The sequence below is a fragment of the Acidobacteriota bacterium genome (assembly GCA_021161905.1).
Classification (GTDB): domain Bacteria; phylum Acidobacteriota; class B3-B38; order Guanabaribacteriales; family JAGGZT01; genus JAGGZT01.
Genome location: JAGGZT010000001.1, coordinates 12,656 through 34,081, shown reverse-complemented (window position 1 = coordinate 34,081; position 21,426 = coordinate 12,656). Strand labels below are relative to the sequence as shown.

14 protein-coding genes are annotated in these 21,426 nt (G+C 47.4%); 8 read left to right on the top strand and 6 right to left on the bottom strand.

The features are described 5' to 3' along the window. The first annotated feature begins 61 nt into the window (after positions 1-61). A complete protein-coding gene (locus J7L64_00135; protein MCD6450766.1) occupies positions 62-862 on the top strand; it encodes an SAM-dependent chlorinase/fluorinase in 801 nt (266 codons plus the stop codon). Positions 863-878: 16 nt separating this feature from the next. Beyond that, positions 879-3,110, top strand: a complete 2,232-nt coding sequence (locus J7L64_00130) for a DPP IV N-terminal domain-containing protein (GenBank protein ID MCD6450765.1) — start codon at positions 879-881, stop codon at positions 3,108-3,110. Positions 3,111-3,165: 55 nt separating this feature from the next. Here J7L64_00130 and htpX read toward each other — a convergent pair whose 3' ends face one another. Next, on the bottom strand, positions 3,166-4,194 hold the full coding sequence (gene htpX, locus J7L64_00125; GenBank protein MCD6450764.1) for a zinc metalloprotease HtpX: 1,029 nt from the start codon (positions 4,192-4,194) through the stop codon (positions 3,166-3,168). Positions 4,195-4,221: 27 nt separating this feature from the next. Continuing rightward, a complete protein-coding gene (locus J7L64_00120; protein MCD6450763.1) occupies positions 4,222-4,773 on the bottom strand; it encodes a LemA family protein in 552 nt (183 codons plus the stop codon). Between the two features lie 478 nt (positions 4,774-5,251). Here J7L64_00120 and J7L64_00115 point away from each other — a divergent pair, with 478 nt between their 5' ends. Continuing rightward, positions 5,252-6,934 (top strand): hypothetical protein, encoded by a 1,683-nt coding sequence (locus tag J7L64_00115; GenBank protein MCD6450762.1) that lies wholly within the window; start codon positions 5,252-5,254, stop codon positions 6,932-6,934. A 118-nt stretch (positions 6,935-7,052) separates the two neighbouring features. On the opposite strand, the gene J7L64_00110 is transcribed toward J7L64_00115, so the two are convergent. Further along, positions 7,053-8,450 (bottom strand): amino acid permease, encoded by a 1,398-nt coding sequence (locus tag J7L64_00110; protein MCD6450761.1) that lies wholly within the window; start codon positions 8,448-8,450, stop codon positions 7,053-7,055. A gap of 169 nt (positions 8,451-8,619) precedes the next feature. Here J7L64_00110 and J7L64_00105 point away from each other — a divergent pair, with 169 nt between their 5' ends. Further along, complete coding sequence (locus J7L64_00105) at positions 8,620-10,302, top strand: M2 family metallopeptidase (protein MCD6450760.1); 1,683 nt, start codon at positions 8,620-8,622, stop codon at positions 10,300-10,302. Between the two features lie 139 nt (positions 10,303-10,441). After that, positions 10,442-12,469 (top strand): S9 family peptidase, encoded by a 2,028-nt coding sequence (locus J7L64_00100; GenBank protein ID MCD6450759.1) that lies wholly within the window; start codon positions 10,442-10,444, stop codon positions 12,467-12,469. A 59-nt stretch (positions 12,470-12,528) separates the two neighbouring features. Here J7L64_00100 and J7L64_00095 read toward each other — a convergent pair whose 3' ends face one another. After that, positions 12,529-13,830, bottom strand: a complete 1,302-nt coding sequence (locus J7L64_00095; protein MCD6450758.1) for an aminotransferase class V-fold PLP-dependent enzyme — start codon at positions 13,828-13,830, stop codon at positions 12,529-12,531. A gap of 186 nt (positions 13,831-14,016) precedes the next feature. Between J7L64_00095 and J7L64_00090 the strand changes: the two genes are divergently transcribed. The 3 genes from J7L64_00090 (at position 14,017) to J7L64_00080 (ending at position 18,245) form a co-directional block, all read left to right on the top strand. Next, positions 14,017-15,234, top strand: coding sequence for a DUF4388 domain-containing protein (locus tag J7L64_00090; GenBank protein MCD6450757.1), 1,218 nt, complete (start codon positions 14,017-14,019; stop codon positions 15,232-15,234). Positions 15,235-15,252: 18 nt separating this feature from the next. After that, positions 15,253-16,092 (top strand): TonB family protein, encoded by an 840-nt coding sequence (locus J7L64_00085; protein ID MCD6450756.1) that lies wholly within the window; start codon positions 15,253-15,255, stop codon positions 16,090-16,092. Positions 16,093-16,205: 113 nt separating this feature from the next. Continuing rightward, positions 16,206-18,245 carry a S9 family peptidase gene (locus tag J7L64_00080; protein ID MCD6450755.1) on the top strand — a complete coding sequence of 680 codons (2,040 nt, stop codon included), beginning with the start codon at positions 16,206-16,208 and terminating at the stop codon, positions 18,243-18,245. A 161-nt stretch (positions 18,246-18,406) separates the two neighbouring features. On the opposite strand, the gene J7L64_00075 is transcribed toward J7L64_00080, so the two are convergent. Both J7L64_00075 and J7L64_00070 read right to left on the bottom strand, forming a co-directional pair. Further along, on the bottom strand, positions 18,407-19,345 hold the full coding sequence (locus tag J7L64_00075; protein MCD6450754.1) for a hypothetical protein: 939 nt from the start codon (positions 19,343-19,345) through the stop codon (positions 18,407-18,409). Positions 19,346-19,359: 14 nt separating this feature from the next. Further along, positions 19,360-21,384 carry a M1 family metallopeptidase gene (locus J7L64_00070; GenBank protein ID MCD6450753.1) on the bottom strand — a complete coding sequence of 675 codons (2,025 nt, stop codon included), beginning with the start codon at positions 21,382-21,384 and terminating at the stop codon, positions 19,360-19,362. Positions 21,385-21,426 lie beyond the last annotated feature (42 nt).

Here is a 21,426-nt window from a genome sequence, read left to right as displayed (position 1 = left end):
TCGCCGTTGACAGGTGGGGAGGGAGTTTTTTATCATCTTATCAAGTATTAAGGAGGAGCGAGTGAATAAAGTTTCCGGTATCATCTCCCTTCTTACTGATTTTGGTGAGGAGGATCATTATGTAGGTACGATGAAAGGGGTAATCCTCGGGATCAACCCCTCGCTCAGATTGGTGGATATCACCCATAACATACCCCCACATGATATATATCAGGCTTCCTACCTTCTCTCCTGTTATTATCGGTATTTTCCACCGGGCACGGTTCATTTGGTGGTGGTTGATCCGGGGGTAGGGGGGAAGCGAAAGCCCATCATTGCGGTAACCGGGAGCTATTATTTCGTACTTCCGGACAATGGACTTTTATCCTTCATCTCGGCGAGAGAGAAGGTTCGAGCCTTTGAGATAAGAAAGGAGAAATATCTTATTACTCCGCGGGGGACGACTTTTCAGGGAAGGGATGTCTTTGCCCCGGCAGCAGCTCATCTTGCTTCGGGTGTTTCCCCTCGTCTTTTCGGTCCAAAAATCTCTGATTTTGTCGAGTTTTCCCTGCCCAAAGTTGAAGTAATGGGTGATGTTTTGATCGGGGAGGTGATCCACATAGATCGCTTCGGCAATGTTGTTACCAATATCGACCTTTCCTTCTTCAAGCGATATGTAAAGAAATTTATCGCAATTGAAGTTAATAAAAGGAAAATTACCGAAATCAAAAAGAGCTACGAGGAAGGGAAGGAAGGAGGACCCTTCGCTATCTTCGGGAGCAGTGATTACCTGGAACTGAGCGTCTATCAGGGGAGAGCAGATGAGCTCCTCTCTGTTCGCCGAGGAGATAAAATTTTGGTTTATTTTAATAAAAATCAATGATAATGGGAGGTTGTGGATGTTAAGTAGAATAAGGTTTAAGCCAGTTTTGATGTTCATCTTCCTCTCCCTGCTTTTCTCCTCTTTGATGGCTGTCTCTTCTCCTAAGAAGACGGTAAGAAGGCTTACCGTGGAAAGGCTTCATTCCGATCCGAGACTGCCTGGAGCCTCACCGAGGAATGTGGTCTTCTCCCCTGATGGGAAAAAGGTGTACTTTCTCTGGAACGACAAAGGGATAAGGGAGTACGATCTCTGGTATTATGACATCGCTTCAGGGCAAAAAGAACGGCTCCTATCCGCTATGGATATATCCTACCCCAGAAGAAAATATGCTCCTGTGGAAGCGGAACTAAGAGAGCGGATGAGACTTACTGGTTTCGGTATCACCTCTTTCTCCCTTTCACCGGATGGGAGACTCATTCTCATTCCCTATCAAGGTGATGTCTACCTTTTTGAGATAGAAAATAGGAAGCTCAAAAGGCTCTTTCAGACCAAAGCCTGGGAGGTCAACCCCAAATTCTCTCCGGACGGGAGGTATGTATCCTTCATCCGTAATAACGATATCTGGGCGATAGATCTTAGAACAGGTAAGGAAATCCAGCTAACCACCACGGGAAGCGATACCATCCTGAACGGTATTGGTGATTTCATTGCCCTAGAGGAGCTCGGTCGTTACTCGAGCTATTTTTGGTCTCCGGATAGCAAGAAGATAGCCTATGTATCCGCCGATATCTCTCCGGTGCCGGTTCTCCTCATCCCCAATTACCTGACGCCCGATGTAACCGTTATCCACCAAAGAAGACCTAAAGCAGGGAGCCCAAACGCTATAGAGCGGGTAGGGGTGATCTGGCTCGATTCTGGAAGGACGGTTTGGGCTGATCTTGGCAGTGATACCGATTACTATATTGTAAAGCTTGCTTGGTCCCCTGATGGAAGATGCCTCGCCTTCACCAAGGAGCCGAGAGACCTCAAAAGCCTCGACCTTATCCTTTTCTTTCCTGAAAAAGGGGAGATTAAGAAGGTATATCAGGATAAGGATCCCTGCTGGGTTAACATCCAGAACCAGTATATCCATTGGCTCTCAGACCGGGAGATTCTTCTTACCTCGGAACGGAGCGGTTATAATCACCTCTATGCCCTTGATATAGGGAGGGGAAGCCTTAAGGAGCTTACCTCGGGCAATTGGGAGGTGACGGGGATTACGAGGATAGATGATAGCTACATCTATTTCACCTCCACCGAGGTTAGCCCGGCGGAACGGCATCTCTTTCGCATCCCGGTAAAAGGGGGGAAGATGGAGAGGCTTACCTTCAAATCGGGCTGGCATACCGCTGTCATCTCCCCTGATGCTACTAAGATCGCCGATCTATTCAGCGATATCACAACCCCAACGGAGCTCTACCTCGCTCCCCTCAGCAGTAAAAGGCTCGTTAGGAGAATTACCTACTCCCCAGCTCCTGATTTCAAGGACTACCGGATAAGAGCACCAGAGTTCATTCATTATAGGAGCCGATTGGATGGAGCGCTGGTTCCCGCTATGCTCTTTAGGCCAGAAAGGATAAGGAAGGGGAAGAAATACCCCGCTATAATCCGGGTTCATGGCGGGGGGTACTCCCAAGCGGTCAAAAACGCCTTCAGCTCCACCAATCTCTTTCACCTCCTCCTTGCCGAGAGAGGGTTCGTCATTCTCGATGTCGATTATCGAGGGAGCTCCGGTTATGGGAGGAAGTGGCGGACGGATGTCTACCTCAACTTGGGAGGACCGGACCTCGAAGATGTAATAAGTGGCGTTATTTATTTAAAGGGACTTCCCTATGTCGATAAGAAAAACATCGGCATTTGGGGATGGAGTTACGGCGGATTTATGACCAATATGGCGATGCTCAAAGCTGCTGGGTGGTTCAAAGCAGGTGTAGCGGTTGCCCCGGTCAATAACTGGCGAAACTACGATACCCAGTACACTGAAGAGCGGTTAGGGCTTCCTGAAGATCACCCTGAGGCGTACCGCGATAGTTCGCCCATCACCTACGCCAAGAACCTCAAAGGGCACCTCCTTATGATCCACGGAATGGCGGATGATAATGTCCATTTCGAGGATACGGTTAAGCTCATCGATGCCCTTTTGTCCGCGGGAAAGGTGGATTTCGATGTGATGATCTATCCAAGGGGAAAACACGGGATAAGGAGGGATGAAAGCAGGATAAGCCTTTTCAGGAAAATCATCCGCCACTTCGAGCGATACCTGAAATAAGGGGGATTAAAAGGGGGGCGGGATGCACTCCCGCCCCCCTTTTGTCTTAGAAAAACTATACCACCATCGACTCGAGGATCCTTATCCGCGCCTCGGTCGGAGGATGGGTAGAGAAAAGCGACTTCGCCTTCATCCCTATCTTCTTCACCGGGTTAACGATATAAAGATGCTGGGTAGCACGATTGGCTACCTCAAGCGGTTCGGGATCGGAGGCGATCTTCCTTAAAGCATTGGCAAGACCCCTCGGGTTCCTGGTAAGCTCCACCGCTGAGGCGTCAGCCAAAAACTCCCTCTTACGCGAGATCGCCATCTGAAGCAACTTGGCGAAGATGGGAGCCAAGATGGCAGCCAAAATGGCGATGACGAGAATCACCACCCCCCCTTGCCCCTTTACACTGACCTTCCTTTTCCTCCTTCCATAAAACATCGAGCGGAGAAAGGCATCGCTTATCATCGCCACTACCCCAAGGAGGATGCCGGCGATCATCGCGAAACGGATGTCGTAGTTCCGAATATGGCTGATTTCATGGGCGATCACCCCTTGAAGCTCCTCCCGGTTGAGTTTGTTGAGAAGACCCCGGGTTACCGCAATGGAGGCATGCCACGGATCACGACCGGTAGCGAAGGCGTTCGGTGCAGTATCCTCGATTATGTATATCTTGGGAAGGGTAGGGAGGCCAGCAGCTATCTTCATCTCCTCAACCACATTGAACAGTCGCGGATCATCCTCATAATAGACCCGTTTTGCCCGGGAAAGAGCAAGCACCACCTCATCTCCCCTATAATAGGAGACGAGAAGCATTATCAACGCGATAACACCCGCAATTACCACCCCATAATAGCCGAGCCCCCAGACCTGACCGATGAGATAGCCGAGGACAACCACGAGGAAGCCGAAAAGCATCATCAGGAAGTAGCTTTTCCGCTTGTTCCTCTCTATCTCATCGTAGAAACTCCTCCTTGTTTGCAGTCTTTGGAGCTTTCTTCTTTTCCCTTCGTAGCGGAAGATATGGCCGCAAAGGTTACAGTATAGGGCATTTTCTTTGTTCTCATAACCGCAACGAGGACAAACCAGTTTACCCATCTTCACATTTTTCAGTTAGGTTGAGGCTTACCTCAGATCTACCCTTACTGCTTCCCGCTCCTCGCCAGGAGCCTCGAAGAACTCTTGAGGCTTAAAGTTGAACATAGAGGCGATGATGTTGGTCGGCACCACCTGAATCCTCGTGTTGTAGCGGTAGACGCTATCATTATAGAACTGACGAGCGAAGGATATCTTGTTTTCAGTAGCGGTGAGCTCCTCCATCAACCGCTGCACATTCTCATTCGACTTCAGCTCAGGATACCTCTCAACCACCGCAAACAGAGATTTCAAAGCTCCAGTGAGCATATTTTCCGCTTCTGCTTGCTTCTTCGCCCCAGATGCGTTTATCGCCATATTCCTCGCCTTTATCACCTTCTCCAAAGTCTCCTGCTCGTAACTCATATAATCCTTAACCGTCTCCACCAGGTTGGGGATGAGATCGTAACGCCGTTTCAACTGAACATCTATCTGATACCAGGCGTTCTTGACCTGATTCCTCAGCCGTACCAAGCCGTTATAGCTTGCTGCCATCCAGAGGACTATCGCCCCTAAGACGACAAGGGCTACCACTGTACCCATCTTCTCCTCCTTTAAGATTCGTTCTTCACTTTATACTACGCTTAATTGACGCCTTATATTTTAACCAATAACCGATTATCGGTCAAGGAGATGGAAAGTTTTATTTGACCTCGCCTCTGTAATCTCTTGAAGCGATTTTTATAATTTGCATCTTGTCAATGGGATTTTCTACAATATGTAATTATATAAATGTAATACAATTAAACGGGAAATCTATAATGAAAAATTTTGCATAAAAGGAAAGATCGCAAAAATCCTCTTAGAGCTTTCTTGGTGATAAGAGATTTTTTGAGAATCTTCCTGCCCGTTTTCTTATCGTTCGTTTTTTCAATCACTCTGGCAGCGAAGAAGAGAAAAAGTAATAGCTGAACTCGCCATACCTGTCTTTTCTTCTTAATGATTATCCTCATCCCGTCTTGCTAATTAAAAGGATTGTGTAGTAATCTATGATGAAATTATTTTAAAGGGAGATAGTCAAATGAGAAAAGCTCCTTTCTTCTTGGTGCTTCTTTTTATGATAGCCAGTTTGCTTTTCGCTTCTGGTGAGAAGGTTAAACTGCTTACTATTCCCGAGAAAACCAATTTCAAGGAGACCTCTCGCTATTCCGATGTTATTGATTTCTTGACCAACCTCAAGGAAAAGAGCGATCTGGTAACAGTTACCTTCTTTGCCACCTCCCATGAGGGAAAGAGGATACCGCTTGTCATCCTCAGCCGCCCGAAGATTACCGAGCCGATCGAGGCGTTATCGTTAGGTAAAAGACCTGTCCTCATCGTGGCGGATATCCATCCGGGAGAGGTCTGTGCTAAAGAGGCCTCCCTTATGTTGATGCGCGATATCGCTCTGGGTGATCTCTCCTATCTTCTTGATAAGCTGGTGGTTTTGGTAGTCCCTATCTTGAACCCCGATGGCAACGATAGGATCAGCAAGAAAAACCGTCCGAGGCAGAAAGGTCCAGAAGGAGGGGTGGGGGTACGACCGAACGCCCTGAATTTCGATTTGAATCGGGATTTCGTCAAGTTGGATTCCAACGAGATAGGGGGGCTCGTTTCCCAAGTGATAACCAAATGGCGTCCTCTTATTACCTTGAATGGACATACCACCGATGGTTCGCCCCATCGTGGCGATCTCGGTTGTGCTCCTCCACTTAACCCAAATACCTATCACAAGATCTTCGACTACGAGATGGAGAAGCTCCTTCCCTATGTAAAACAGGAGCTCAAGAGGAAGTACGGCTTCGAGATCTATATGTACGGTAATTTTCGAGACAGGTACCACCCGGAAAAGGGATGGTATACCTATTCACCCGTACCTCATTTTGATACCAATTATGTCGGGATGCACAACCTGATGGCAATCCTCGCTGAGACCTATGCCTATATCCCCTATAGGAGGCGGATAGAAGTAACGAGGAGGTTCGATGAAGCTGTTATCAAATTCATCTACGACCATCTCAACGAGGTAGAGAACATTGAGAAAGAGGCTTTTGAAAAGACGATCAAATGGGGTAAAAATCCTGCTTCTTCTCCGGAGATAGTGCTCAAGGCAAAGATCGCACCCTTGAAAGAGCCAATCGTCATAAAAGGATGGAAGATTGAAGAGCGGATAGATGAGAAAACAGGTAAAAAAACTTATGCTATAACCAAGATTCCGGTGGATTACCGCATCCCCTTCTATGGAAAATTTGTTCCCAGCAAGAAGGTAAAAAGACCTTACGCCTATCTTCTCTTCCCTTATGAGAAGGATATTGTGGCTAAGCTCCTTCTCCATGGGATAAAGGTGGAGAGGCTGCTCAAGCCAATGGAGCTTGAAGTCGAAGGGTATCTCGTGAAAAAGGTTGAAAGCTGGGACAGGATTTACCAGGGACACCACCCAACCAGGGTAGAGGTAGAGCCGGTTAAGCTCAAAAAGATGTTCCCTAAGGGAACCTATGTGATCCCAATGGCACAGGAAGGGGCGAACTTGGCTTCCTATCTTTTGGAGCCGGAAAGCGATGATGGTTTCCTCTTCTGGAATTTCTTTGATTCCGAGCTAGTAAGCGAGTTCTCGGGAAGACCAAGGGGGGAGTTTCCCGTTTACCGGATTCTTTCGCCCATTCTTCTCCCCAGTTCGCTGGTTGAGAAGCATTTTCCCCTGCGATGCATCGAGAAAGTGAAATAGATTTCTTCTAAGAGATTTTGTAGAGTTTGATCAGCACTGTTTATATTAAATGGCTACATAATAATAAAGCGGGGGCGAAGCCCTCTTTTTTCTCTTAGCCAAACTCGAACTCGATGGTTCAACTGGGCATTTTCTTCCTTCGGGAAATTGAATGGTAATAAGTGATGCCACCGAGGGCGAGAAAGAGAGCAAGCCCCCCTATCACCTTGACCTCATAAAGAAGAGCGCTTTTTGCCTCTGGGGGTGGAACCGCTGCCAGGATGATGGCGAGTAGTGTGGTGGCGAAACCAAGTCCACCAATAAGGAAAACGCCGAGATTTCCCCAGGGAATGAGGAGTGCACCTTTATCCTTGTCGCGCGTTTTTCTGAGAGCGATGAGGGAGGCGAACATATAAAGATAGGGTACAAAGTAGACCATAATAAGGGTATCAAGAAGCACGAGGTAAGCCTCTTTTACGGTAGCACCAACGAAGCTCATTAGGAGGAAGAGACTGGAAAGTCCTCCCTGTACCAGAATAGCGACATATGGTGTATGCCAGCGGGGATGAACCTTTCCTAACACCTGGGGCAGGTGTTTATTTAACCCAGCGACGAAGGGAATCCTTGCTGTTCCAATAAGCCAGGCACCGACAGCTCCCAGTCCCCCAAGGACGATCAGAAAGGCGACAACATTTCCTATCAGGTTGAAGCCTACTCGCTCACCCACCTTGGCGATGACCTGGACGACTCCACTGATAATGTTTATCTCCTTTATAGGAAGGGCGAGTAGTAAAGAGAGGGTACCTACAAGGTAGATAGTCCCGATAATTATTCCCCCGATTACTATCGCCCTTGGGATGTTTTTTCTTGGGTCTTTTATCTCTTCGCTCATTATGGGAGCAAGCTCAATCCCAGAGAGGGCAAAGCAGATGACGGCAAAGAAAGATATGGTGTTGAAGCTGGAGAAATCTGGAAGGAGCGATTTGAGCGAGAGGGGGTTCGAAATTCCATACTTGGCCCAGGAAATAATTCCTAACACCACCAGGATAACAGCGGGAAGCCAAACGCCGATCGCCCCTACATTCTCTACCCACTTTCCTTGGCGGAGTCCAATTATGTTAAGTCCGATGGCGATCCAAAGGACTATAAGAGAGAAAAGGAGCACATAAAGCCTGCTTTCTCCGAGGGGTATAAGATGTTCTCCCCCCACATACACCGATATTCTGGCGATGAAAATAAGGAGGGAGGGGTAGTAGATAAGGTTGTTCGTCCAATAACACCAACCGCTTAAAAAACCATGGAAATCTCCAAAGGCAAGTTTCGTCCAATAATAAAGCCCTCCTTCTTTTGGAAAGCGAGAGGAGAGTTCCGCCACGGTAAGCCCTTGGGGTATGAAGAAGATGATGACGGCGACTAACCAGAGGGTAAGGGAGGAATAACCTCGAGCAGCGGTTATTGCAATCCAACGGAGACCGATAACAGCCACGATGTTAAACATTACCAGATCGAAGAGGGTGAGTTCTCGTTTTAAGTTCATCGCTTATCCCCCTTTCGCCGATTTTATTTTTCCTTTAGGTTTCTTGTCAACCAAAGAGAGCATTTCTGGAGTAAAAATCTTATTTTGACACCTCATTTTTGTGATATCATATAGCTTGCTTTTATGGGTTTGGTCCTATGTTAATTGAACAACTAAAAAGGGGGGAGAGATGAAGCTAAGGCTCATCCTATTTTCTTTTCTCGTCCTTTCCTTTCTCGTTGCTTGTGGTCCCAAAACGCCGGAGGGGAAATTGCAGGCTTTTATCGAAAAGCATGTAGCCAAAGTAGAGCCGCTTATGACCCAAGCCAGTTTAGCGGAATGGGAGGCGACTACCACTGGGAAAAAAGAGGCATATGATCAGGTAAGCAGGTTAGAGCAGGAGATCGCGGATATCTACAGCGATAAGGGGGATTTCGAGTTCTTAAAAAGGCTAAAGGAGAAGGGGGAGATAAAGGACCCGCTTCTTGCCCGTCAGTTGACCATCCTCTACAACGCCTATGCGGAGCACCAGGTCGACCCAGAGTTACAGAAGGAGATAATCACAAAGTCAGCGGAGATCCGTCACATCTTCGATACCTTCAGAGCCAAGATCGATGGGAAAGAGGTAACAGATAATCGGATCTACGAAATTCTGGCGACTGAGACCAATAGAGAACTCCGCAAAAAGGCATGGGAGGCGAGCAAGCAGGTAGGAGCGGCAGTAGCACCGAAGCTTATTGAGCTGGTGAAGTTGAGAAATAAGGCAGCTAAGGCTCTCGGCTATAACAATTATTACGAGATGGAGCTGACCCTCTCCGAGATAAAGCCGGAAGAGCTTACTTCCATTATGGCGAAACTGAAGGAGCTCTCAGATGAACCATTCAAGAAGCTGAAGGGAGAGATCGATAAGAAGATCGCCGCCAAGTTGATGGTTTCGGTGGACGAACTTAGACCTTGGGATTACGAAGACCCGTTCTTCCAGGAACCGCCACGGATCTACGATGTGAACCTCGATGCTTACTTTAAGGGCAAGAATCCAGCGATGCTCGCTGCCAACACTTATAAGAGTATGGGTCTCGTTGTTAATGACATCATAAAGCGGAGCGACCTTTTCGAGAAGCCGGGTAAGGAACAGCATGCTTTTACCATTAACATAGATAGAAAGCAGGACATCCGCATCCTCGCCAATATAAGGACCAACGAGCGATGGACAGCAACTATGCTCCACGAGCTTGGCCATGCGGTCTACGACAAGTACATCAATGGAGATCTCCCTTATCTTCTCCGAGAGCCATCGCATGCCTTTACCACCGAAGCGATAGCGATGATGTTCGAACGGCTCACCAGAAACCCCAACTGGTTGAAGGTAGCCCTTTCCCTTCCTGACGAGGAGTATGCCAAGCTTGAGGAGCCGGTAAAGAGCTCCCTTCGGTTGAAAGCGCTTGTTTTTGCTCGTTGGTGTCAGGTGATGGTTAATTTTGAACGAGAGCTTTATAAGAATCCGGATCAGGACTTGAACAAACTCTGGTGGGATATGGTGGAGAGATACCAGTTCGTTCATAGACCTGAGGGGCGAGATGCCCCTGATTGGGCAGCAAAGATCCACTTTACCACTGCGCCCGTTTACTACCACAATTATATGCTTGGCGATTTAATGGCTTCTCACCTCGTCAGCTATATCAAGGACAATGTCTTGAAGGTTCCCTCTACTTGGGATGTTTATTTCTATGATCAGCGGGATGCCGGTAGATATCTGGTGAGCAAGATCTTTAGACCTGGAGCGAGTCTCCGCTGGGATGAGCTTTTGAAGAAAGCAACCGGAGAGAGTCTAAATCCGGAATATTTCATAAAGGAGTTTGTTACCGAGCAATAAAAAGGCTTCTGCTCGTTTCTATCAACAGCCAGGTTTAATCCTGGCTGTTTTTTTCTAAAATAATAGGCTTTATTTCCCAATGGGAGATGGTAAAATGGAGAAAAGTTCGCAATTGAATTAACTCGAGGGAGGAAGAGGGATGAAGAGATTAGCTACCTTTATTTTGATTTTACTGGCAGGCGTTTCCCTTTTCGCCGCCCAGGCAAAGCACCCTATCACCTTTAACGATTTGATCAGCATCGGTAGGGTATCCGATCCACAGATCTCTCCAGACGGAAAGCTGGTGGCTTTTGTGATCACTTATTACAGCACGGAGACGAATCGTGGTGACAGTGATATCTGGGTTGTTCCCTTTTCTGGTGGTGAACCGAGGAAGTTGACAAACAGTAAGGGAGCCGATTTCCATCCTCGTTTTTCGCCGGATGGGAAGAGGCTTGCTTTCATCTCAACCAGAAGCGGTAAGCCCCAAGTGTGGGTCCTTCCCTTGGAGAGAGGAGAGGCAAGACAAATCACCCATCTTTGGACCGGTGCTAACTTGGTAGAGTGGTCCCCTGATGGAAAGTACCTTGCTTTCGTCTCCCGGGTATATCCTGATGCTAAGAGTGACGAGGAGAACAAAAAGCGAGACTTGGAGAAAGCGAAGAGCAAGGTGAAGGCGAGGATAATCGATCACCTTCTCTATCGGCATTGGGCGAGCTGGCGTAATGGAAAATGGAGCCATCTTTTTGTAATACCAGCAGAGGGTGGCAAGCCGCGCGATCTCACCCCAGGCTATCACGATGTTCCTCCCATATCCCTTGGAGGTTCTCCTGCTTTCAGCTTCTCTCCGGATGGGAAGGAGATCTGCTTCGAGATGAATACCGATCCTATGGTGGCGATAAGCACCAATAACGATCTCTTCGTAGTTCCGGTAACCGGCGGGAGACCGAAGAGGATTACTACCAACAAGGCAAACGACAATCAACCGATCTACTCCCCGGACGGGCGTTATATCGCCTTCAGAGCTCAGATGAGACCTGGATTTGAATCCGACCGCTATCAGCTAATGCTTTACGATCGGGAGAAGGGTACTATTAGCAGTCTTACAAAAGATCTCGATCGTTCGGTGGGAGGTGTTGTTTGGTCACCGGATTCAAAGAAGCTTTATTTCACAGCTCAGGATGAAGGGTATTCCTCGATCTATATGGTTTCCATTTCCTCCCGAAAGGTGGTTAAACTTATCGGCAAAAGCTATAATACCAGTCTTAGGGTAAGTCCTGATGGCAAGTCTCTCCTTTTTTGTCGCCAGAGTATGAATCATCCAGTGGACCTCTATGTCGCTCGAGCCAATGGGACCGGGGTAAGACAACTAACCCATATTAATGACGCTCTCCTTTCCCAACTTGAGATGAACCCGGCTGAGGAGTTCTGGTTCAAGGGGGCTGGAGGGACAAAGGTTCACGGATTCCTCCTGAAGCCTCCAGGTTTCGATCCGAAGCGGAAATACCCGATGGTCTATCTTATCCACGGAGGACCGCAAGGCGCTTGGAGCGATTTCTTCCATTATCGTTGGAATGCCCAGATGTTTGCCGCTCCGGGCTATGTAGTGGTGATGGTCAATCCGAGGGGAAGCACAGGTTATGGGCAGAAGTTCACCGATGAGATATCAGGCGATTGGGGGGGCAAGGTATTCATTGACCTGATGAATGGTGTGGATTATGTCCTTTCCCACTATCCGTTCATCGATAAGAATAGGATCGCAGCTGCTGGCGCCTCCTACGGTGGCTATATGATAAATTGGTTAGAAGGGCATACTGATAGGTTCCGCTGTCTGGTAAATCACGATGGGGTATTCAATACGGTCAGTATGTATTTCTCCACTGAGGAGCTCTGGTTCCCCGAATGGGAGTTTAGAGGAACCCCCTGGACGAACAAGGAGCTCTATGAGAAATGGTCTCCCCACAATTATGTCGCCAATTTCAAGACTCCAATGCTCATCATCCACGGGGAACAGGACTTCCGAGTGACGGTGGATCAGGGGCTCCAGGTGTTTACTGCCCTTCAGCGGAAGGGGATACCCTCTAAGCTACTTTATTTCCCCGATGAAGGACACTGGGTGTTGAAACCACTTAACGCTGAGCTTTGGTGGAAAACGATCTACGAGTGGTTGGCTACCTATCTCAAGTAACCTTTTAATCAAAGAAAAAAGGGGGAGGTAGTAGATGAAAGCCTCCCCCTTTAATTTTTTTACTTCAACAGTTCCCTTATTCCTCGGAGAAGGAGATCTACCTCCTCATAGGTATGGTAGTAATGCGTAGAAGCCCTTACTGCATTCAACTTCAAGTTTCCCCCGATGGTTCTTATAACCAGGTAATACTTCTCCTTAAGGTAATCGACTATCTTCTGATTTTCTACCCCCTCCACAGAGAAGGTGGTTAGCCCAGCTGAAAGTTCGGGATCAAGCGAGGTGTAAAGTTTCACCCCCTTTATCTTAAGTAGCTCGAGCCTGAGATAGGTGGCAAGACTTTTTATTCTCCGTTCAATCCTCTTTTTGCCTATCTTTTTCTGGAAATCTATTGCGTCTCCCAGGGCGATTTTCACCGGTATCGCCCTTTGCCCTTGTGGTTCAAATCTTCTCGCTCCTTTTCTTTTCTCCCAGTCGCCAGAAGTGATGGTGGGAAACAGCCTGTCTTGAACCTCCTTCCTTATATACAATATCCCATTGCCTACCGGTGCCCCTAACCACTTGTAAGGGCTGGTAGCGTAGAAATCGACCCCGAGCTTTTTCATATCGAGGTCCAGCATCCCTATCCCATGAGCACCATCGGCGAGCACGAGGATGCCCTTATCATGAGCGAGCTTTGAGATCTCAGCCATAGGGGTGATGAGCCCCGTTATGTACACGGTGTGGCTCAGGCTTATCACCTTTGTCCTCGGGGTTATCGCTCGCTCTATTGCCCTTATAATCTCTTCTTTCCCCTTCGGCTCAGGTCCAATCTCAGCCACCTTAATTACTATCCCTTCACGCTTTTCCTTCAGCTTCCACGGTCCTATTCCTGCCGGATGCTCGAGGTTGGAGATAAGGACTTCATCACCCTTCTTCAATGGAAGACCGTTCGCCACAAAGTTTATCCCTTCGGTGGTGTTTCTGGTAAGCACTACCTCATTGGGCGAGGCGTTTATGAAGTCCGCTACTTTCTCTCTAACCTCCTCCACCCCCGCACCGAGCATAAAGTCGCAGAAAGGATCTATCGCCTGCATCCTCCAATAATTGACGAGGCGACGGAATACCGGCTTGGGTATAGGACCGACCGTTCCATTGTTCATAAGGATCAGCCCGTCCTCAAAGGCGAGTTCCTTCTTCCATCGGCTCCAGAAAGTACCATCAGGTGCCTCTCGCCTTATATGCTTTCGGTCAAGCCTAAGAACCGATTGGAGGGAAAAAGCCTCCCTCGGAAAGAGACTCAATGTTATCCCCCCGGCAAGAATAGATCTTATAAACTTCCTTCTTTCAAAGACAGCCCCTTGAAAGACGCTTTCTTCTTTCATCTTATCCCTCCTCAATTATATTTTTAAATTTCTGCCTTGACTAAAATCTTGACAAACCTTAAATATTTTGCCAAGATAAAAAAGAAAAGAGAAACCACCTGATGGTTATATAAATATTTAAGCATAGGGGGCAAAAATAAGCAACATTTAAATATTACTTTAGAGAAATTATCAGGGGCGGGGGGTATGGATTTGGATAAAGAAAGAAGAATTTACGGTAAGTTAGGGAATGTAAGTTTGGTAGATATCATCCAGCTTTTAGGGATGACTAAACGAACAGCTACCCTCGTTCTCGAACGCGAAGGGAGGAGAGGAAAGATATTTTTCAAAGATGGAAAGGTGCTTCACGCATTTGCTGGTGAAGAGAGCGAGGGGGAAGAGGCGGTACTTCATCTTCTGGAGTGGGTTGATGCAGATTTTGTTATTGAAGAGGGGATAGCTACCCTTCCCAAGGTTACCATCAGCAAGGATACCGAAGCTTTGATGTTAAGCGCTTTCACCAAGTTGGACGAAACAAGAAAAGAATTTTTAGCGAAGACCCATCCTTTGGATTTGGAAGCGGCTACCAAGGAGATCGGACTTACCCCAGGGTTTGGGGAAACGGTTAAGATTGAAGAAATAGATAAAGAAACGGTTGAAGAAACAAAAGGAGAGGAGGGGGCAAGCGATAGCCTCGTCTCAATGGTTGGAGGTGGGGAAAAGAAGAAGCCCATCATTCCAGTGATCGTTATCTCCATATTTGCGGTTGTCTTGGGCTTACTCTTCTATAGTAAGTTCTTCGGGAAAAAGGCTGAGACCTCGGCGAAAAGACTACCTGCCAAAGCCTCTGTGGGAATGGGAGTATCTAAACCAACAGGCGTTAAGAATGAGGTACCTTCCACTTCGGTTTCTCCTACAACCACTACCATAGAGGCTACCCCCCCTGCTGAAAAGATTCCTCCTAAGATGGCAGTGGTCAAAAAGACACCCCCCGTTTCCAAACCAAAACCTCCTGGTTTCGGATATCTCCTTGTAATTGTCAATCCTTGGGCAGAGGTGACGATAGATGGAAAGAAAGTAGGGGAAACCCCTATGGGGAAGATCAAGTTAACTGAAGGAGAACACACTATCACTCTCTCAAACCCCAACTTCGTGGGAGTAATTACTGATAAGATCAGAATTTCAAATGGTAGCAGTATTACCAAGAGATATACCTTCAATAATTTCGGATACCTTCAGATAGTGGTTACTCCCTGGGCAGAGGTCTATATAGATGGAAAGCATATAGGACAAACACCCATGAAACGGATGAAGCTTCCTGTAGGACGACATACCGTCATCCTCAGAAACCCTTCCTTGGGGGAGAAGCGGAGAGAGGTTGAGATAAAAGCTAATCAGACCTTTTTACTGAAAATCACAATGTAAGATTTGGGGGACGTAGAGATGTACAAAGTGGGAATGGTGATAGCTATTGTAAGCACATTATTGCTTCCTCTCCAACAGGGAACACTGCTTGAGAAGGGGATTTCCCTTTATTGGAACGGCGAATACGAAAAGGCGATAGAGACCCTTTCTTCCATTCCTTTAGCCAGCTTGGATAGTAGAGAGAGGATCGAGTGTCACAAATATCTTGCATTTAGCCATGTCGCCTTAGGACAGAACGAGAAGGCACAAGAGGAGTTTATCAAGCTTCTTTCCATTGACCCGGGATATAGCCTTAATTTATCAATGGCTTCCCCCAAGATAATAGAGCAGTTTGAGTTGGCAAAGAAGAGGTTGATCGAGACCCTCTTTGCTCAGGGGAAAACCAGCTATCACAAAAAGGACTACCAGAAGACCATAGATATTATGAATAATGTCCTGCGCTTAGATCCCAATTATGATCTGGCGAAGGAATATAAGGATCTGGCTAATGAACGGCTTGCCGCTATAAAACCAGCCCCTTCCAAAACAGCGGAAGTAAAGCCCAAGGTGGAAAAACCGAAGGAGCCGGAAAATAAGATATATCACTTGAGTAGTGATATCACTCCGCCAGTATTACTTAAGAAGGTTCTTCCTGTAACTCCTAAGATCGACCGACAGATTGGAACCAGGGGCAAGGTGATACTTTGGATAGTGGTGGGTAAAGATGGATCAGTGAAGGAAGCCCGGGTTCTCAAATCGATTAACAGTAGAATAGACCGAGCAGCCCTTTCTGTGGTGAAGAAGTGGAAGTATAAACCAGCTATGTTACAGGGGAAGCCGGTGGCAGTTTATTATCTGGTTGCCCTCGAGTTCAAATAAGCCGAACGAACTCCCTTCCTTTAAAAAATCAGTTATTCTCTTATTTAATAATTGCAATTTTATCCTTTTCCCCTTTAGAATCATCTCAGTAAGGTTTCTAAAGGAGGTGTGTTATGCGAAGGAGAAAGGGTGTTCTCCTTATACTTTTCTTCTTAGCCCTTTCCTCCCTTCTTTTTGCCCAAGAGGGGAAGAAGAGGGCAATGACGGTGGACGATGTTCTCAATATGGTTCGGGTAGGAAACCCTCAGCTCTCTCCTGATGGGAAATGGATCCTTTTCACTAAAACCACCCTTAACTGGGAAAAGAATAAGTGGGTCTCAAAACTCTTTATGATCCCGGCAACTGGTGGTGAGGCGTTCCAGTACACTGCAGAAGAAGGGGATAGATCACCCCAATGGTCACCGGATGGGAAGTATATCGCTTTCCTCCGCCGAGGCAAGGACAAGAAGAAATATAGCCAGATATGGCTCATTAGGACAACCGGTGGTGAGGCGTTCCAGCTGACCAAGCATAAAGCAAGTATTATCTCCTTCAAATGGACCAAGGATGGCAAGAAGATAGTGTTCCTCTCTCCTGATCCGGTCGACCCCGAGGTGGAGAAGAAGATGAAGCAGGGAGATGATGTCATCTATGTCGACGAAGGACCCAATGGACAGTATCGAGGCAGTTGGTCCAACCTGTGGGTAGTGGATGTCAAGACCAAAGAGATAAAACCGATTACCAAGGAGAAAATGCGGGTTCAGGGGTTTGATGTTTCTCCTAAGGGCGACAAGATAGTCTTCGTAAGACGGCTCGAGAACCATCGAAACGAGATGTACCGAGCGGAGATATGTATAGTAGATATAAAAGGAGGCAAGATAACCCAGCTCACCCATAACCAAGCCCCGGAGATGGGTGTTTCTTTCTCGCCGGACGGAGAGCACATCGCCTATCTCGCGCCTGACGACAAGACCTGGAAACTTGCCAACGATAAGATCTGGCTCTTCAACATCAATACCGGAAAATACCGTATGCTCTCTGGAAGATTTGAGGGAAATATTTCTTGGTATCGGTTTAGTCCTGATGGCTCCAAAGTCTTCTTCAATGGACTTCAGCGCACTGCGAGCAATCTCTATGAGCTTGATGTTGCTTCGGGGAGGATAAGGAAGCTCACTAATTTCACCGGCGTTGCTCGTATCGCCTCGATGACGCCTGACGGAAAGAGGTTCGCTTATACCTATTCTGATTACAAGACCCCGCCTGACATATGGATTGCAGATCTCCCCAGTGCTAAGCCGATTAGGATCACCGATGCCAATCCTTGGATAAGGAAGGAGATCGCTTTAGCTGATATGAAGATCATTCACTGGAAGAGTAAGGACGGGCTTAAGATCGAGGGTTTGCTCTATCTCCCAGCTGGCAAGAAGGGAAAGCTTCCTCTTATCCTCAATGTTCACGGTGGTCCTGCAGGGGTATTCACTAATAGGTTTAACGGAGAATACCAGGTTTATACCGGTTTAGGGTACGCAATGCTCTGTCCCAATGTGAGAGGGAGCAGTGGCTATACCGATAAGTTCCTCCGGGGGAATATGCACGATATCGGTGGCGGCGATTATTGGGATCTGATGACCGGGGTGGATTATGTGATCAAGAAAGGGATTGCTAACCCGGACAAACTCGGTATCCGAGGCTGGAGCTATGGCGGTATCCTCTCTGGGTGGACGATAACGAAGACCAATAGGTTCAAAGCAGCCTCCCTCGGGGCGATGGTCTGCGATTGGCGCTCGGAGTATGGACAGGGCTTCAACTACGATGTGAAACTGTGGTATATAGGCGGCACCCCTTGGGATAACCCCGATGGCTATCTGAAACACTCCTCCTACACCTATATCAAAAATGTAAAGACCCCCTCTATCATCTTTCACGGAGAGCGTGATATCACCGATACCATTCAGCAGTCGATGAACTACCATAATGCTCTACGGGAGCTCGGCGTTCCTGTCCGCTTCATCCGCTTCCCGCGGGAGCCCCATGGGATAAGGGAACCACATCACCGGCGCATTCTTATGGTTGAAGAGATTGCCTGGATGCAGAAGTACATCCGGGGGATAAAGTGGACCGCTCCACCACGGGAGAAGAAAAAAGAAAAAAAGGAGAAAAAAGAGAAAGAATAACCGAAAGTAGAAGGTAGAAGAAAAGTTTTTGGATGTGTGTCCCCCTCAGCTGAGGGGGACAATTTTTGTTGTCAGGATATTTTTCAAGGAGCTTTAAGAGCCTCCGGCATCTAAGTACAAAAATAAGCCCCCTCCAGAGGTTCTGGAGGGGGCTTGATATATCACCGCCTCCCTTCGTAGAAAGAGAGCTGTGCCGAATAGAAGTTTACTTTCATCCAGATCATACCGAGGATGAAGAGGAGGCCGAGGACCAATCCGAGGATGATCGAGCTGAGGCTTGTCTGATGGAAACAACCGGTCAGAAAGCCGTAAATCGCCATAATCGCAACTGATACCACGCCGAGTAGATAATACAAGCCAAGGGTTTTGCCGAAGTTCTTAAATACAAAACCTATGGAACGGAAGGTCTCGACGAACATCGATCTCGATCCTTCTGCCACCGTCCTTATCTTGGCATAATCGAATATCATATCGACGAGGAAGAGCAGGAAAAAGGTGAGAGCGGTGATGATAGTTCTGAAGATGAATACCGGCATTTCAGCGCCATAATCGGCATATTTCGTATAAACCAAACTACTCAAGTAGAAGGAGAGAAGGTAGACAGGAACGAAGAATATGAGAGAGAGGAAAAACAACCTGAGAAAGCGAAGGAAATAACCACCACAGCCAGCAAAGAAGTTGGAGAGAGAGAATTTCCCCTCGGTTGATGAGAGGATATTTAGTATCCCGCCAGCGAAGAATATCGAGAGCAAGAGATAGAAGATGCCGATCGTAAACACGATCGCCTCTTCTTTCAAGAACCCTGCTCTTACTAAAGCGGAGATGTTTTCGAGAAAAGCGCCGGCATTTATTACCTCTGGCTTAAACGAAGCAGCTAAACCTTTGGCATTCTGAGAGAATTGGAGAAACCAGGTATAGTCAAATCCTTTGAGCATCCTATCGGCAATGAGCCTCTTGCCAAATGAGCCCTTCAATGAATCGTACATCGGGACGGAAAGCAGGAGTGAGATGACAATGTTCACGATGAAGAGGAAGAAAACCATCCCTTTTGCCCGATGGGTCCTCGCAAATCCTTTTTTAAAGGAAGCAATTACCCCCATTTTTTTCTCCTTTCTCAGCTAAAGAAGCTTATCGTTTCCAGAAAGTGAGAGAACCATATCATCCAGCGGTAAGCCCATTTGAAAGCGGGAAGTTTCTTTTCCTCTCTGGTTAGGGAGTTGTTGATGTAATCGATATCAAGGGCTAATTTCCCCTCAGGATCAACCACCGCATACTTCACCCTTACCGGTTTATCAAAGGTAAACTTCACCCAGCGGTATTGATTCTTCCAATCCCAAACTTTTTTAACCTTCTCTCCATTCTCGAACACGATCAGTATTTCTACCGGTAACCTCACTTCACCTATCCTTCGAACAAGGACCGTGGAGCGGTATATCCTTTTCCCCTTTTGCTTTTTCTGCCCGGCGTAGAAAACCCTTTTCCCCTGTTCGTCGAACCAACCCACCTTTCTCCCAGTAGGATAGGAGGAGATGCTTGCCACTGAGTAATCTACTATCTCAGAACCATAGACCAACTGATTAAAGAACCAACTCCAGTCCTCACCAGTAACATCGTTCACCACCTTGAAGTAATCCTTGGGCCTTGGATGGGTGAATCGTGCGCGCTCGAAGTAGGTCTTCATAACCTTCCCTTCAAGCTCAGGACCAAGGAGCCCCCTCAGGGTCCAGAGCATCAATGCCGCTTTCGAATAGGCGTTTATACCGTAGCTTGAGCCGTTCATATATTCCCAAGCGAAGCGCGAGAGGATGTCGTATTTAGCCCCTGTGCGATAGCGGGCAAGTTGGCGATCGATCCGCTTTATCTCGACTTCATTAAATACATAAGGAAACCCAAAATACCTTCGATAGAGTTTACCAGGAGGATAGGCGGCGTCAGCGGTCCGTTCGTCGGAATAGGAATTGAACCCCTCATCGAGCCAGGCATCCTCAAACTCATTGTTCGCCACCATCCCATACCACCAGTTGTGTCCCGCCTCGTGGATCGTCACCCCTTCGGGAGAAAGAGAACCCTTGGCGGGAAAGAGACTCGTTCCCCCAGTAAAGATGGTAGGATACTCCATCCCGCCAGCACCACTACCATAAGCGGGGTCGACCAAGGTAAAGTGATCGTAGGGGTATTCCCCAAACCAGGTACCATAGCATTTGAGCGCTGCTTTGAATGCCTTAAGATAACGATCTTTTTGAGATTTGTGTTCCTTCTGGATGAGGAGGGTGAGATTTACCTTATGTCCTGAAGGGTAGACAAACTGATCGTGATAAACGAGGTAATGCTTCCCTGCAGTCCAAGCGAAATCGTGGATGTCCTCTTCATAGAAATGGTAGGTTATCGTTCCGTCGGGGTTTTCCTTTTTGTCTATAAGCCTACCTCCTGCCCCCACAATGTACCCTTTAGGTACGGTCAATCTCACATCATAGATACCGAAATCGGCGAAGAACTCCGAGTTTGCGTGGAATTGATGGCAGTTCCACTTCCCCTCATAAAAAACCCCTATTTTGGGGAACCACTGGGCGACATAGAAGAAATCGCGGACCCACCCTGTTCTTGAAAAACAACGCGGAAGCTTAGTGACAAAGTCTATTTTAAGTTTTACCTTCTTCCCCGGAGCTATTGGTTTGGGTAGGATGACCTTCATTACCGTTTGATCGTAGGGGTTTCCATCATCAGGTTGAATGTAGGCCATCGTTTTGGTGAGGTCAGCAATTTCCTTTCCCGTTTCATCTACGAGCGCGATCTTTTTTACATCAATATAACCCCAATACTCCTTTTTCCCGAGAGCCCGTCTCCACGCTCTTCCCCGCCTTACATCCCGCAATCCTTCCCGAATAAAGGTCGACTCGGTGTTTTTAAAGGCGTTCATATAGAGGTGGAAACGAAGTTCCCCTATGTTTTGCTTAGAGGTGTTGAGCCAAGTAAGAACCTCGGTTCCGGAGACTATCTTCTTCTCTACATCGAGACGAACATTCATTTGGTAATTGGCGATCCTCTTGGCAAAAGGACGCTGAAGGGACGAGGCAAAAGAACTTGCGGAAAAAACGAGAAGGAGAAGAAAGATCCATCCTCCTATCCATCTTCTTCTCATATCCTTTCCTCCCTGAGCTATCAAGCCATTTCCCTTGCCTAA